13 protein-coding genes and 1 other RNA gene are annotated in these 13,698 nt (G+C 67.0%); 4 read left to right on the forward strand and 10 right to left on the reverse strand.

Going from position 1 to position 13,698, the window contains the following annotated elements; genetic code table 11:
* Nucleotides 1-156: 156 nt before the first annotated feature.
* The 3 genes from SJY41_RS19155 to SJY41_RS19165 all read right to left on the reverse strand — a co-directional run bounded on the left by SJY41_RS19155 (nt 157) and on the right by SJY41_RS19165 (nt 4,633).
* Nucleotides 157-852: a class I SAM-dependent methyltransferase gene (locus SJY41_RS19155; RefSeq protein WP_380784194.1), complete on the reverse strand. Its 696-nt coding sequence runs from the start codon at nt 850-852 to the stop codon at nt 157-159.
* Between the two features lie 23 nt (nt 853-875).
* A complete protein-coding gene (prfB, locus tag SJY41_RS19160) occupies nt 876-2,003 on the reverse strand; it encodes a peptide chain release factor 2 (RefSeq protein WP_380783812.1) in 1,128 nt (375 codons plus the stop codon).
* 113 nt (nt 2,004-2,116) lie between these two features.
* Nucleotides 2,117-4,633, reverse strand: coding sequence for a penicillin-binding protein 1A (locus SJY41_RS19165; RefSeq protein WP_380783813.1), 2,517 nt, complete (start codon nt 4,631-4,633; stop codon nt 2,117-2,119).
* Between the two features lie 347 nt (nt 4,634-4,980).
* Between SJY41_RS19165 and hrpB the strand changes: the two genes are divergently transcribed.
* A complete protein-coding gene (gene hrpB / locus SJY41_RS19170; protein ID WP_380783814.1) occupies nt 4,981-7,521 on the forward strand; it encodes an ATP-dependent helicase HrpB in 2,541 nt (846 codons plus the stop codon).
* Nucleotides 7,522-7,529: 8 nt separating this feature from the next.
* On the forward strand, nt 7,530-7,811 hold the full coding sequence (locus SJY41_RS19175) for an ETC complex I subunit (RefSeq protein ID WP_380783815.1): 282 nt from the start codon (nt 7,530-7,532) through the stop codon (nt 7,809-7,811).
* Nucleotides 7,812-7,932: 121 nt separating this feature from the next.
* Here the strand turns inward: SJY41_RS19175 and SJY41_RS19180 are convergent, their stop codons facing one another.
* From SJY41_RS19180 to SJY41_RS19195, 4 genes are read right to left on the reverse strand one after another with little or no spacing between them, the layout of a single operon-like run.
* Nucleotides 7,933-8,436 (reverse strand): NUDIX hydrolase, encoded by a 504-nt coding sequence (locus SJY41_RS19180; protein WP_380783817.1) that lies wholly within the window; start codon nt 8,434-8,436, stop codon nt 7,933-7,935.
* Nucleotides 8,433-9,098 (reverse strand): TPM domain-containing protein, encoded by a 666-nt coding sequence (locus SJY41_RS19185; RefSeq protein WP_380783818.1) that lies wholly within the window; start codon nt 9,096-9,098, stop codon nt 8,433-8,435. The genes SJY41_RS19180 and SJY41_RS19185 overlap by 4 nt, the downstream gene beginning before the upstream one ends.
* A gap of 1 nt (nt 9,099) precedes the next feature.
* Complete coding sequence (locus tag SJY41_RS19190; protein ID WP_380783819.1) at nt 9,100-9,957, reverse strand: TPM domain-containing protein; 858 nt, start codon at nt 9,955-9,957, stop codon at nt 9,100-9,102.
* 17 nt (nt 9,958-9,974) lie between these two features.
* A complete protein-coding gene (locus tag SJY41_RS19195) occupies nt 9,975-10,571 on the reverse strand; it encodes a LemA family protein (protein WP_380783820.1) in 597 nt (198 codons plus the stop codon).
* Nucleotides 10,572-10,675: 104 nt separating this feature from the next.
* Here SJY41_RS19195 and mscL point away from each other — a divergent pair, with 104 nt between their 5' ends.
* Nucleotides 10,676-11,146, forward strand: coding sequence for a large conductance mechanosensitive channel protein MscL (gene mscL / locus SJY41_RS19200; protein WP_380783821.1), 471 nt, complete (start codon nt 10,676-10,678; stop codon nt 11,144-11,146).
* Nucleotides 11,147-11,292: 146 nt separating this feature from the next.
* On the opposite strand, the gene SJY41_RS19205 is transcribed toward mscL, so the two are convergent.
* Nucleotides 11,293-11,724, reverse strand: a complete 432-nt coding sequence (locus SJY41_RS19205) for an RrF2 family transcriptional regulator (protein WP_380783822.1) — start codon at nt 11,722-11,724, stop codon at nt 11,293-11,295.
* A 96-nt stretch (nt 11,725-11,820) separates the two neighbouring features.
* On the opposite strand from SJY41_RS19205, the gene ssrA reads away from it, so the two are divergent.
* Nucleotides 11,821-12,176, forward strand: a transfer-messenger RNA (tmRNA) gene (gene ssrA / locus SJY41_RS19210).
* A 50-nt stretch (nt 12,177-12,226) separates the two neighbouring features.
* Here ssrA and SJY41_RS19215 read toward each other — a convergent pair.
* Entirely contained in the window at nt 12,227-12,958 is a 732-nt protein-coding gene (locus tag SJY41_RS19215; protein WP_380783823.1) for a hypothetical protein, read from the reverse strand.
* A gap of 243 nt (nt 12,959-13,201) precedes the next feature.
* Nucleotides 13,202-13,576 carry a response regulator gene (locus SJY41_RS19220; protein ID WP_380783824.1) on the reverse strand — a complete coding sequence of 125 codons (375 nt, stop codon included), beginning with the start codon at nt 13,574-13,576 and terminating at the stop codon, nt 13,202-13,204.
* Nucleotides 13,577-13,698 lie beyond the last annotated feature (122 nt).

The raw sequence follows: 13,698 nt of genomic DNA on the forward strand, positions 1-13,698 counted from the left end.
ACGCGTCCCCCAATTCCACCACCCCGGCGAAGGCCGAGGCCAAATTGGGGAACGTTGTTAACGAAGCACGGAACGCGGTTACTGCAACCTCTCCAATTGGGCCCCGGCCGTCGCCGGAGTGGTGCATCTGGATCGATAAGAACTAGAAACCCGATCTCACCCCAGTCGGCAGGCGCGGATCGCTTCGGGGGCGGGGCGGGGGCCGGTGGCGCGGAAGGTGGCCAGATAGCCCCCCGCCGAGGGCATGTCGTCGGTATCCACCTGCGTATAGCCGACCGCGGCGAATTCGCATTTCAGCAAGGCCGGCGGCGTGCCGTGGTTCTGCGTCGGCCGGTTCGCGTCGACCACCACTACCAGCCCATCGGGCTTAAGCGACGGCCGCAACCGCCACAGGAACTCGTACGGCTGCTCGATCTCGTGGTACATGTGCACCATCACCACGCGGTCGAAGCTCGCGTCTGGCAGTTTCGGATCGTTCGCCTCGCCCAGCTTCACGCTGACGTTGGCCAGATCCTCGCGCGCGACGCGCTCGGCTAGTTGGTCGCGCACCGCGGGGAAGATGTCCTCCGCCAGCACGCGGCCGTCCTTGCCGACGCGCGCGGCCATGCGGATCGTGTAGTATCCCTCGCCCGCGCCGATGTCCGCGACAGTCATGCCCTTGCGGATCTCGGCCTTGTTCATGACTTCGCCGGCCTCGTTCAGCCGGTCGCGGGCTTCCTCGTTCGACCAGCGCGTCGAGACGATCGACGCGACCGGACGGTCCGCGGCGGGAAACACCGGCTCCTTGGGCTCATGCTTGATCAGCGGCTTGCTGCCGTCGCAGGCGCCAAGCGCGAGCGTCGGCAGGACCATCAGGGCAAGGGCACCCCGAAAGCTCAATCGACGTCCTCCACCTCGACAGCCTCGCCGGTCACGCGCTGCGACAAGGCCGCCGCCATGAACGCCTCGAGATCGCCGTCGAGCACGTCCGACGGGCTGGTCGACACCACGCCGGTGCGCAGGTCCTTCACCATCTGGTACGGCTGCAGTACATAGGAGCGGATCTGGTGACCCCAGCCGATGTCGGTCTTGCCCGCGTTCTCGGCGTTGGCCGCGGCTTCCCGGATCGCCAGTTCGCGTTCGTACAGACGTGCGCGAAGCTGGTTATAGGCTTCGGCCTTGTTCTTGTGCTGCGAACGCTGGTTCTGGCACTGCACGACGATACCGGTCGGAATGTGCGTGATACGCACCGCCGAATCGGTCGTGTTGATGTGCTGACCGCCGGCACCGGACGCGCGGTAGGTGTCGATCCGCAGGTCGCTCTCGTTATACTCGACCTCGATATTGTCATCGACGACCGGATACACCCAGACGCTGGCGAACGACGTGTGCCGCCGCGCGGCCGAGTCGTAGGGGCTGATCCGGACCAGCCGGTGCACGCCGCTCTCGGTCTTGGCATAGCCGTACGCGTTCTCGCCCTTCAGCAGCAGCGTGGCCGACTTGATGCCTGCCTGCTCGCCCGAATGGTGATCGATCAGCTCGACCTTCAGCCCGTGGCGCTCGCCCCAGCGCGAATACATCCGGCTGAGCATGCCCGCCCAGTCCTGGCTCTCGGTGCCGCCAGCGCCCGCGTTCACCTCGATATAGGTGTCGTTGCCATCGGCCTCGCCCGCGAGCAGCGCCTTGATCTTGTCCTTGTCGGCACGCGCGGCGAGTTCGGCGAGCGCGGCTACGCCATCTGCCTCCATCGCGGTATCACCCTCGGCCTCGGCCATCTCGATCAGCTCGGCGGTGTCGCTGAGCTCGCTCTCGATCGCACGCGTCGCGCTGATCGCCTCGTCGAGACGACGACGCTCGCGCATCACCTCCTGCGCGGCCTTCGGGTCGGACCAGAGCGCCTGATCCTCGACGCGCGCGTTCAGCTCGTCGAGACGACGCAGCGCGCGGTCCCAGTCGAGGAAGCGGCGCAGCAGCGCCAGCGCGTCGTTGATGGTGTCTACGTGAGCCTGCGCTTCGGCGCGCATGGGTATTCTCCAAAAAGTCCGTCATCCCAGCGAACGCTGGGATCTCCGTCCGCAAGCGCGCGGGTGCGGCTTGAGATTCCAGCTTCCGCTGGAATGACGATGTAGGAACTGCGCTAGTAGATTCCGCCTTGTCTTTGCAAGAAATCGCTGTCGTGTGGCGCTTCGGCCTTCTTTACGGCAACGGTTGCCGCAGCGACCGGAGCAGGTCCCGAACGCCTGGCCGCACGGCGCGGCTCGCTCTCGGGCTTGAACGCTTCCCAGATCACGCTGGCCTTGGGATCGCTCGTATCGGGCCAGGCGCCATAGACCGGGCGGCCACTGGCGCGATCGATCCGGACCATGCGGATCCCGGCGGGCGCGCGGAACGGCAGCTTCTCCAGCCCGTCATACGCCTTCACCGCAAACTGCTTGAAGATCGGCGCGGCGAGGGTTCCGCCTTGCGCTGCGCCACCGAGGTTCCGCGGCGTGTCGTAGCCGATATACAGCCCGCCGACGAACTGCGGGGTGCCGCCGATGAACCACACGTCGGTCGGTCCGCTGTTGGTGCCGGTCTTGCCGAACATCGGTCGATCGAGATCGCGCAGCGTCACCGCGGTGCCGCGCTGGACCACGCCCTCGGTAATGTGGACCATCTGGTAGGCGGTCATCGCGTCGAGTACCTGGCGCTGGCGCGCGACCGGACGCGGCATCGGCTTGCCGTCCCAGTCGGGCGCGTTGCAGCGGTCGCAGGCGCGCCAGTTCTCCGGCCAGATCACTTTGCCGTGCCGATCCTGGACGAAGTCGATCAGCGACGGCGGGCCGCCCTTGCCGTTGTTGGCGAGGATCGAATACGCGTTGACCATCCGCCCGACGGTCGTCTCGCCGGCGCCCAGCGCGAACGAGAGGTAGGGCGAATAATCGCCGACGCCCATCTTCTTGATGGTGGCGACGACCTTTGGCATGCCCGTCTGCGCCGCGGTCCGCACCGTCATCAGGTTGCGCGACTGCTCGATGCCCCAGCGCATCGTGTGCGGCCCGGCGCCGCGCGAATTGCCGAAGTTGCGGAAGCATTTTTGCCCCAGTCGCGCGCCCTGATAGACGCAGAAAGGCCCGTCGACGATGATCGAGGCGGGGGTCATGCCGTTGTCTAGCGCGGCGGAATAGACGATCGGCTTGATGGTGGACCCGGGCTGGCGCATCGCCTGCGTCGCACGGTTGAACGCCTGCAGCCGGTCGTCGAAGCCGCCTTGCATCGCCAGAACGCGGCCCGACGCCGGCTCCTCGACGACGAAGGCGCCCGATACCTTGGGAACAGCGCGCAGCGCGAACTCGCCACCTTCGGGCGCGACCGCGATAATGTCGCCGGTCTTGATCGCACCGAACGCGTTGCCGCCCTGGCCGCGGACCGGCATCTGCGCCGCATAGCGCGGCAGCGTGCCGGTCTTGCCGGTACGGAAGCCCAGGTTCCAGGCGTTGCCGTCCTTGCCCGTCACGATCGCCGCGACCCAGTTATCGTAATCGAGCGCGATGTTGCTGTTCAGCAAGGGCTGGAGCCAGTTGTCGTCCTCGATCGCGACATGGCTGATCGGCCCGTTCCACCCGCGCCCGCGATCGAACCGGACGAGCCCGTCCCGGAGCGCCTGCTGCGCCAGCTCCTGCAACCGCGTGTCGAACGAGGTCCGCACCCACAGGCCGCCCGAATAGACGCTGTACGGTCCATCCTTCGCGTTCTCGCCGAACTTCGCCATCAGCTGGCGGCGAACCTCCTCGACGAAATAGCCGCCTACGCTCTCGAACGTCGGCGTCCGCCGCATGACCGTGCCGAGCGGCTCGGCGTTCGCCTGATCGTACTGCCCGCGCGTGATGAAGCCGTTGTCGAGCATCCGGTTCAGCACGTAATTGCGCCGCGTCATCGCGCGTTCGGGGTAGCGGATCGGATCGTAGTTCGACGGCCCCTTGGGCAGGATCGCGAGATACGCCAGCTGCGCGAGATCGAGCTGGTCGAGCTCCTTGTCGAAATAGGCGTGAGACGCCGCCTCGACGCCGAACGCGTTACGCCCGAGCGCGATCTGGTTGAGGTACAATTCCAGGATCTGCTGCTTGGTCAGCGTATCCTCGATCTTGTACGCCAGCACCGCCTCGCGCAGCTTGCGCGATGGCGAATAGGCGTTGCCGATCAACAGGTTCTTCGCGACCTGCTGCGTGATCGTCGAGCCGCCCTTGGCGCGTTTGCCGGTGCCGAGCTTGGTCGCATAGTCGTACACCGCGCCGGCGAGACCGGGATAATCGACGCCGTGATGCTCGAAGAACGACTTGTCCTCGGCGGCGAGGAACGCCTTCACCAGCAGCGGCGGATATTCGGCGTAGCTGAGCTCGACGCGGCGTTCGCGCGCGTAGCTGTGGATCGGCGCGCCATCGATTCCGCGGACGTTGGTCGGCAGCGGCGGTTCGTAGGTACGCAGCGTATCGACCGAGGGGAGGCCTCGGACGACCGCCAGCCAGAACGCGAAAATCGCGATAAGCCCCAGGACGAACACCGCAAGCGCGGCCTTGGTCCAGCGACTCGCCCAGGCATGTGCGAACCCGCCGCGCAGCCGGTCGGAAGTGCGGCGTATCGCCGTGGTCGGGTTGGGGGAAGGATCGGACGCCATGATTACTGCCGCCGCATCTAGCAGGTTCGGGAGCGCTTGCCAGCCTTCGGTGGTAGGGGCGCGGGGAAGGGGCGGCCGATAAGCACGCGGGTGCCGGCACTTCTTCAAGCTGGACGAGCTTGCGACCAATACCGCTCGAACAAGTGCACCTCCCCGGCGGAGGCCGGGGCCCAGTTGGAAAGGTCGGCGTTACGGAGCGCACCCATAGTCAGCAACATTTCCCAACGTGGCCCCGGTCTTCACCGAAGAGGTACTGTAAGTACCAGCCCCGTCATGAGGCGGCCGAGAGGTTGCAGGCCCCACCACAAAACCTGTCGCGAGACCCTTCCTTGTGGCAGCAGGCCCGCATGACCGCGCCGCCACTCCCGATCTTAGCCGTACTGCCCGACCTTCTCGCCGCGCTCCGCGAACGCACCTCGGCGGTCCTGGTTGCCCCCCCAGGTGCCGGCAAGACCACCGCGGTCGCTCCCGCGCTCCTCGCCGAACCCTGGTGCACCGGCGAGATTCTCCTCCTGTCCCCGCGCCGCCTGGCCGCCCGCGCCGCCGCCGAGCGCATGGCCTCGACCGCGGGCGAACCAGTCGGCGCCACCTTTGGCTACGCCACCCGCATGGACAGCAAGCGCTCCGCCGCGACCCGCGTGACGGTCATCACGGAGGGTATCTTCGTCGCGCGCATCCAAGCGGATCCGGAACTCGCCGGCATCTCGGCCGTGCTGTTCGACGAAGTCCACGAACGCAGCCTGGACGGCGATTTCGGCCTTGCCCTCGCGCTCGACGTGCAGGCCGGTTTCCGCCCCGACCTCCGCATCGTCGCAATGTCCGCAACCCTCGACGGCGCGCGGTTCGCGGCATTGATGGACCCCGATGGAGAGGGCGCCCCCGTCATCGAGAGCGAAGGCCGGAGCTATCCCCTGACGCTCCGCCACATCGGCCGCCAAGCCGAGTTGCGCATCGAGGACTCGGTCGCCTCCGCCGTCCGTCGCGCCCTCGGTGAAGCGGAAGGCGGCGTGCTCGCCTTCCTCCCCGGCGTCGCGGAGATCGAGCGTACCGCCGACCGCCTCGCCAACCTGCCCGACGATATCGTTCTGCACGAACTCCACGGCAGCCTCGACCCCGCAGCCCAGCGTGCCGCGATCCTCCCCGAACCCGATGGTCGGCGCAAAGTCGTGCTCGCCACCAGCATCGCCGAGACCAGTCTCACGCTCGATGGCATCCGCATCGTCGTCGACTCAGGCCTCGCCAGACGCCCGAGGTACGACCGCGCCGCCGGCATGACACGGCTGGTAACGGAACGCGCGAGCCAAGCCGCGGTGACCCAACGCGCTGGCCGCGCCGCGCGCCTCGGGCCCGGCATAGCGTACCGCCTGTGGGAAGAGGCCGCCACCGCCGGCCTCCCGCGCTACGATCCGCCCGAGATCTTGGAGGCGGATCTGTCGGCACTAGTCCTTGCCTGCGCACTCTGGGGTGTCGGCGATCCCCGAGACCTACGCTGGATCGACCCACCCCCCGCCGCCGCGATCGACGAGGCGCTGACCCGCCTGACGACTTTGGAAGCCATCGAGGACGGCCGTCCCACGTCGCACGGTCGAGGCATAGCGAAACTACCGATGCCGCCAAGACTGGCGCACATGCTGTTGAGGGCCGGCGAACGCGGCTTGGCGCCGGTCGCGGCCCAAATCGCAGTCCTGCTAGGCGAACGCGGCATAGGTGGACAGGACGTGGACCTCGAAACCCGCCTCCGCAGATGGAAAAGCGAGCGTGGCCCCAAGGTGCAAGCGGCACGCGCAATGGCCGATCGCTGGGCGAAACTTGCCCCCCCTTCCGCTAGCGGGAGGGGGCTGGGGGGTGGGCTCGCGCCGTCCACGTCGCGCGACGTCGAGACCGGGCGCCTACCCCCCAACCCCCTCCCGTACGCGGGCGGGGGAGCAGACGTGTGCGTCGCGCTCGGCTTCCCCGACCGCGTGGCACGCCGCCGCGATGCGTCCGGGGAAACCTGGGCCTCGGTCGGCGGCCGCGGGTTCAAGCTCGACCCTACTTCCCCGCTCGCCCGAGCGGAATGGCTCGCCGTCGCGGACACGCAGGGCTCCGCCGCCGGCGCACGCATCCTCTCCGCCGTAGCGATCGACCAGGCCACCATCGAAACGCTGTTCGCAGACCGCATCCAGTCCCACCGCACGGTGGCGTTCGACCCGGCGACTGGCGGCATCCAAGCGTTACGCGAACGCCGATTCGGCGCCATCCGCCTGTCGAGCGGCCCAGACAGCGGCGCCGATCCCGACGCGATCCTAGCGGCGCTGCTGGACGGTGTCCGCGAACACGGCCTTGCGCAGTTATCGTGGAGCGACGGTGCTCAAGCCCTGCGTGACCGCGCCGCGTACGCCGGCGTTCCCCTCGACGACGTCACCCTTCTAGACCGCGCAGACGAATGGCTCGCCCCGCTCCTGACGGGCAAACGCCGACTCGACGCCATCGCCCCCGGCGCGCTCGCCGAGGCGCTACGCAACCTGCTCGGCTGGGACGCAATGCAGACCATCACCCGTTTTGCCCCGCCCGATTTCACGAGCCCCGCCGGCAGCACCCACGCGATCGACTATGCGGCAGAAGGTGGCCCTCGCGTCGAGCTCCGCGTCCAGGCGCTGTTCGGCCTGGCGGTTCACCCGGTTATCGGCGAAGCCCGCGTCCCGCTGGTCCTGAGCCTTACATCTCCCGCCGGCCGCCCGATCCAGACGACGCGAGACCTGCCCGGTTTCTGGACCGGCAGCTGGACCGCGGTCGCAAAGGAAATGCGCGGCCGCTACCCCAAGCACCCTTGGCCCGACGACCCCGCCGCGGCCTCCGCCACGCTGCGCACGAAAAAGGCGGATGCAAGGGCCGCCGGTTCGCGATAAGGGGGGGCATGCCTACCGCCCGTATCTTCCAGCGCCCCAAGAACGCCATGCAGTCCGGCAAGCACCGGACCGACGCCTGGCAGCTCGAATTCGAACCGTCGGAGGCCAAGCGCCCCGACCCGCTCACCGGTTGGGCCGGGAGCGGCGACACCCGCGACCAGGTACGGTTGCTGTTCCCGACGGCCGAAGCCGCGATCGCGCACTGCGAGCGCGAGGGGTTCGGCTACACCGTCGTGCCCGCGCCGCAGAAGACGCTCAAGCTGCAGAGCTACGCCAACAACTTTAAGTAAGCGGGAGGCGTTAGGCCCTCTCGCACCTCCTTGTTCGCCCGCGAAGGCGGGAGCCCAGTCAGGGTCCCCGCCTTCGCAGGGAAACAAATCCTGAGCGGTTTAGCGAGCGCGTCGCTCGCCGCTAAAGGATCGACCCAGCCAGGATCAGCAGCAGCTTGGTGTCGATCGCCACGCCGGCCTTGCGCTTCTCCGCGACGAACGCCGGCACGTCTGCCAGCGCCACCCGGTGCACGGTAATGTTCTCGTCGCCATCCCCGCCGCCGTCACCGACCTTGGTCAGCCCGGTAGCGCGCACCAGCGTGAAGCATTCCGACGTCATCCCCGGCGACGAATAGAACACGCCAAGATCCTCGATCGCGTCCGCCCGGTAGCCGGTCTCCTCCTCCAGTTCGCGCCCCGCCGCATCCGCGACGCTTTCGCCCGCAGTCTCGTCGCCGACCAGTCCCGCCGGCAGTTCCAGGCAAGTCCGCCCCAGCGGTACCCGGAACTGCTCCACCAGGATCACGTCGCCGTCATCGATCGCAATGATCACCGCTGCGGCGATGTCGCCCTGGCGCGCGGCGAATTCCCACGTGCCCTCGGTCTGCACGGTCAGGAATTTCCCGGCCCATACGGTCTTGCTCATAGTTCGATCAGCCTGTCCGGAAGTTCGTTTACCGGCGCACCGGTCCGCGGAAAATGCTCGGCGAGCACCGCGCCGATCTGCGCGACCGCATCGGCCATGCCGTCGGCGGGACGATCGTCGCGCACACCGGCCAGCACAGCCGCCATCGCCGCCCCCCAGGTTTCGTTCGGCACGCGTGAGTGGATCGCATCGTCGGCAATGATTTCCGCCCGGTGCTCGGCGAGCGACAGATACAGCAGCACGCCGGTGGCGCCCCTGGTCCGCTTTTCGGCACCGGCGCGGAACAGGAGCAGCGCCCGCCGCCGGACGCGCCGCGCCTTGGTCGCACCGGGCGTCAAGGCGAGCCTTGCCGGCGTCGACGCCAGCGCCAGCCGCACCGCTAGGAACACCAAAGTCACCAGCACCAGCGCAACCATGTACAGCGCACCCTGCGGTGCCGCCTGCCAGGGATCGATCAGCGCGTAGATATGCTCCGCCGCGACCGGGTGGTACGCAAGCAACGCGAGTGCCAGCAGCATGGCCAGCACGGCCCAGTGCAGCGACACGTCGTGATAGGAATCGGACTGCCGCGCGACGATCGTGACGATCTCGCCGGTCGTCGCGGTCTCGGCCCGCGTCACCGCTGCAGTGACGCGGTCGTGGTCGGCGTCGCTCAACCGCATGTCACCAACTCCCCGATGCGCCGCCGCCGCCGCCGGATCCACCGCCGCCGCCGCCGAAACCACCGCCGCCCCAGCCCCCGCCGCCACCGCTATCGCCGCCGCCACCGCTCCAGCCACCACCGCCACTGCCACCGCCGCGCGTCATCGCGTCGGCAATGCTCCACAACACGATGGGCAGCGCGCCACTGCCGCGACCCCGGCTTCCGCCATCAGTATAGCGCTTCCCCCCGGCCCGTCGCGACAGCATCGGGATGACGATCGCCGCCAGCACGATGCCGAAGAAGATCAGTCCGATCGGCACGCCCCCGCCGCCCGAGCTCGATTGGCGGTGCGTCTCGTCGTACTCCGCCGCCGCGGCCGTGACCTTGGCGCGCGCCTCCGCATCGGGCAGCGCCAGCTGTTCGGCCACCGCATTGGCGCCAGCCACGATACCGCCCGCCATGTCGCCCGCCTTGAAGCGTGGCAGGACCTGCTGGTTGATGACGACACTGGAGAACGCATCGGTGAGCACCGGCTCCAGACCGTATCCGACCTCGATCCGCACCTTCCGGTCGTTCGGCGCGACCAGCAGGATCGCGCCGTTGTTCGCGTCCTTGAGCCCGACGCCCCAGCTTCGGATCAGCCGATTGCCATAATCCTCGATCGGATAGCCTTCGAGATCGGGCACGGTCGCGACGACCAGCTGGTTGCCGGTCGTCTTCTGCAGGTCGTCGAGCCGCTTGGTCAGCGCCGCTTCCTGTTCCGGCGGGATCACGTTGGCTGCATCGACGACGAAGCCCGTGAACTTCGGAAACGTCTGCGCGGACGCGGCATTGCTGCCGAGCAGCACCGCAAACGCGAGCAGGAGTGGGCGGATCATGCCGCGGCCCTCGGCGATCAGCTCGCGTTGCCGAAGTTCACCGTCGGCGCAGTCTCCGCGCCCGGCGTGGTCGCCGCGAACGGCACCATCGGCTTGGCACCGTAGAAGATTTTCGCGCCGACAGCGTCGGGGAAGGTGCGGATCTTCGTATTATACGCCTGCACCGCGCCGTTGTAATCGCGGCGCGCGATCGTGATGCGGTTCTCGGTGCCCTCCAGCTGGCTCATCAGCGTGGTGTAATTCCCTTGGCTCTTCAGCTCGGGATACGCCTCCTGCAAGCGCTGGAGCGACAGCCCGACGGCACCCTGCACGCGCGAGAACTGTTCGATCTTGGCAGGATCGGTAAGGTCGTCGCCCGAAACCCGTACGGTGTTCGCGGCGGCGCGGGCCTGCGTTACCTCGACCAGGATGCTCTTTTCCTGCGCGCCCGCCGCCTTCACGGTCGCAACGAGGTTCGGGATCAGGTCGGCCCGGCGCTGATAATCATTCTGCACGTCGGCCCAGCGCGCCTTCACGTTTTCCTCGGCGGTCGGGATGCTGTTGATCCCGCAGCCGGCCAGCGCGGATGCGAGCAGGATCGCGGCGGTACCGCGGGCGATTGGGGCACGTGACATCGGGGCTCTCCTGAATACCTGTGTCAGCATCATAGGACAGTCGGCAGGGTTGGCGAAACCGAAATCGGTGGGTAGCCTGGGTTCGAACAGTGAAAGGAGCGTCCATGCTCAAGGAATTCAAGGCCTTCATCATGCGCGGCAACGTGCTCGATCTCGCCATCGCGGTGATCATCGGCGCGGCGTTCAGCAAGATCGTCACATCGCTGACCGACGACGTGCTGATGCCGGTGATCGGCAAGGTGTTTGGCGGACTCGATTTCTCCAGCTATTTCTGGCGGATGGGTCCGGTGCCGGCCAACTACGCGGGCTCGCTCAGCGACTATGCCGCACTCAAGAAGGCCGGCGTGCCGTTGCTCGGCTATGGCGCGTTCGCGACGCAGCTGGTCAATTTCGTGATCGTCGCGTTCATCATCTTCATGATCTTGCGCGTCGTGAACCGCGCTGCTGCGCTGCTGGAGCGCGAGGCTGCAAGATTGAAGCACGCCGAAGAGGCCGTGCCGGTCACCCCTGCGCCCGAGCCGGTCGAGATCGCGCTGCTCCGCGAGATCCGCGACGAACTGAAGGCGCGCGGGTGACTTCTGTCTCTCTCCCCTCCGGGGAGAGGGAGGGAGGAGCCGTAGGCGACGGAAGGGTGAGGGGCATGAGGCTCGGATCGGGGTCCCAACTCCCCCTCATCCGGCGCTCCCGCGCCACCTTCTCCCCGGCGGGGAGAAGGATAGCGTTACGCCGCGACCAGTTCCTCGGCGTTGGCGTCCGCCAAGCTCGTCCCATCCAGGATCCGCGCGGTCTCGTCCCGCACGCGCATCATCGCAAAGCGGATCGCGCAATCGGCCTCGCTCTTGCAGTCGAGGCACGGCCGATACGCCGTCCGGCTCACGCACGGCACCAGCGCCAGCGGCCCTTCGATGATCCGGATGATCTCGCCAAGCGAAATCAGATGGCTTGGCCGCGTCAGGCAGTATCCACCCATCTTGCCGCGGTGGCTGTGCAGTAACCCGGACTCACGCAGGTCCGCCAGGATCAGTTCGAGGAACTTGCGCGGCACGTTGGCTTCGGCGGCGATGCGAGTCATCGGGATCGGCGGGCCGCCGGCCGGAGCGCCACCAAGGAAGATCATCGCGCGGAGCGCGTAGCGGGAGCGCTGCGTCAACATAATGCGTGGTGCTATGCACCCCGTTTGTGGCGAGCGAAAGGCTGCATGGTCAAAGAAACAGCGTGATTACGGGCTTTTCACGCGCGTCGCGATGACGGGCTTTTCAACGCCGTACAGGCCCCCTATATCGGGCTTGCCGTCGGGGGAATTCTCTCTTGGCGGCTATGGCGATAAACCGTGGCGTGTCATAGACACAGCGGACCCGGGGGCAGTACCCGGCGACTCCACCACCGCCCTCTTCGCGAGAGGGGGACGATGACGGGGTCGAACTAGGATCGACGTGTGTTCAACGACGCTATGTTTCGCTCGGAATGGGACCACCGCAACGGCCCATACACAAGTGCCAACGATAACGAAGCACTCGCAATTGCTGCATAACTGACGGTCTAACGACCTAGGTTATACAGACGAAAGCGCGGTTCGGGCCACACCGGGCAACAGAAGTGGAAACCGGCGGTACGGGGGGCACCGAGCAACAGAAGCTCCCCACTCAAGCGCCATGCTACGCCGCGAGACGGGCGACCAGACGCAATATTGGCGGACTGAAGCCGAGCGGACCGACCAGCGCCTGCGTCACGACCAGGACTGCGGCACCCCACCAATAGGCCGGATGCACCCGCCCGCGCGATCGCAGGTCGAAAAGCATCCCTGCGATCACATACACGGCCATCGACCCGAACACCGCGAGCGGCCCGAACTTGCCCAGCATCGGCATCGGCAGGATCCGGCCGAGCGCCGGCGACATCACCAGGATCGTCCCGCACAGCATCAGCCGCTTGTGCCACGCCGCCTGCTTGCGCAGCGCGATCGCCCAGGCGGTCAGAATGCCGAAGCCGATGATGCCGAGCACGTCGAGCACCAGGAAGATGCCGGGCGGAAAGAACCCAGGCACCCGGTGTTGCCGCACCGCCATCACGGTGGTGACGATCCCGAGCACCACCATGACCGCAGCGATACCCGCGGCGAGCACGCCCAGCTGACGGTGCCGCGTGATCGAACCACGCACGATCAGCCAGTTCTGCACGACATACAGCACGATCCACGCCAGGAAGACGGCGGCATGCAGATGCACCTGTGTCGGCAGGTCGCGAAAGCTCCAGTGCATGCGCGCGGCGTTCATCGTGAACCCGACCACCACCGTGATCGCGATCGCAATCGCCATGATCAGGAAAAACCGCCGCTCGCTCGCCAGAACGCTGCGCTGTGCCACCCCTGCCGTTATCGCCGTTGCCATCCTGTCGCCCCCGCGAGTCGATGCTTCGATTCCGACAACGATGATCCTGTTTCGGGGTTCGGGCAAGTGGATCGGAGATCGAACGGTCAACGCCGGGCAGACGCCACCCGACGGTCTCGGTCGAGCCATGGGCCGAACCGTGACGATGTCCGCAGGCGTTGCATGGCTCCGCCGTGACTTAGCGAGCGAGGCTTGGGGCGCGAGCGGCTGTGCTTCCAGTCCCGAACTCGCACCAGCGACGTGTCAGGCGGCGCCGTCCATCTTGTCCAGCAACTGGCTGAGTTGCACCCCCGTATAGGGTTTGCGGACGAAATGGGCCGTATCGGGGAGTGCATGCTCGCTGCCGTCCTCCACGCCCGAAGTGACCAGTATCGAAATGTCCGGTCGACGCGCATGGATCGCCTTGGCGAGGCCGACGCCGTCCAACGTACCCGGCATGCGGATGTCTGTGAACAGTGCGGCGATGTCGGGCCGTTCGTCCAGCCGCGCGAGTGCATCGGCGGCGTTGCCGGCCTCGACGACCTCGTATCCGGCGTCCTCCAAGGCAAACTGGGAATGCACGCGGACGAGCGGATCATCGTCGACGACGAGGATTACGGACTTGGAGATAGCATTCATATCGGGTCGAACTACTGGCCTATCGGTCCGTTCCGAGGTTAACCCTCTTCTCTGCCCTCAAGACGACAGACCGTGCGTCACATAAGAAAAGGGGCCCGGTTGCCCGAGCCCCTTTTCCGATT

This window comes from Sphingomonas sp. R86520 (assembly GCF_042466285.1).
Classification (GTDB): domain Bacteria; phylum Pseudomonadota; class Alphaproteobacteria; order Sphingomonadales; family Sphingomonadaceae; genus Sphingomonas.

Excerpts from the sequence above, each read along its gene's own strand:
- SJY41_RS19155 (WP_380784194.1), bottom strand. The coding sequence starts at position 852 with ATGGTCCTGCCGACGCTCGCGCTTGGCGCCTGCGACGGCAGCAAGCCG.
- prfB (WP_380783812.1), bottom strand. The coding sequence starts at position 2,003 with ATGCGCGCCGAAGCGCAGGCTCACGTAGACACCATCAACGACGCGCTG.
- SJY41_RS19165 (WP_380783813.1), bottom strand. The coding sequence starts at position 4,633 with ATGGCGTCCGATCCTTCCCCCAACCCGACCACGGCGATACGCCGCACT.
- hrpB (WP_380783814.1), top strand. The coding sequence starts at position 4,981 with ATGACCGCGCCGCCACTCCCGATCTTAGCCGTACTGCCCGACCTTCTC.
- SJY41_RS19175 (WP_380783815.1), top strand. The coding sequence starts at position 7,530 with ATGCCTACCGCCCGTATCTTCCAGCGCCCCAAGAACGCCATGCAGTCC.
- SJY41_RS19180 (WP_380783817.1), bottom strand. The coding sequence starts at position 8,436 with ATGAGCAAGACCGTATGGGCCGGGAAATTCCTGACCGTGCAGACCGAG.
- SJY41_RS19185 (WP_380783818.1), bottom strand. The coding sequence starts at position 9,098 with ATGCGGTTGAGCGACGCCGACCACGACCGCGTCACTGCAGCGGTGACG.
- SJY41_RS19190 (WP_380783819.1), bottom strand. The coding sequence starts at position 9,957 with ATGATCCGCCCACTCCTGCTCGCGTTTGCGGTGCTGCTCGGCAGCAAT.
- SJY41_RS19195 (WP_380783820.1), bottom strand. The coding sequence starts at position 10,571 with ATGTCACGTGCCCCAATCGCCCGCGGTACCGCCGCGATCCTGCTCGCA.
- mscL (WP_380783821.1), top strand. The coding sequence starts at position 10,676 with ATGCTCAAGGAATTCAAGGCCTTCATCATGCGCGGCAACGTGCTCGAT.
- SJY41_RS19205 (WP_380783822.1), bottom strand. The coding sequence starts at position 11,724 with ATGTTGACGCAGCGCTCCCGCTACGCGCTCCGCGCGATGATCTTCCTT.
- SJY41_RS19215 (WP_380783823.1), bottom strand. The coding sequence starts at position 12,958 with ATGGCAACGGCGATAACGGCAGGGGTGGCACAGCGCAGCGTTCTGGCG.
- SJY41_RS19220 (WP_380783824.1), bottom strand. The coding sequence starts at position 13,576 with ATGAATGCTATCTCCAAGTCCGTAATCCTCGTCGTCGACGATGATCCG.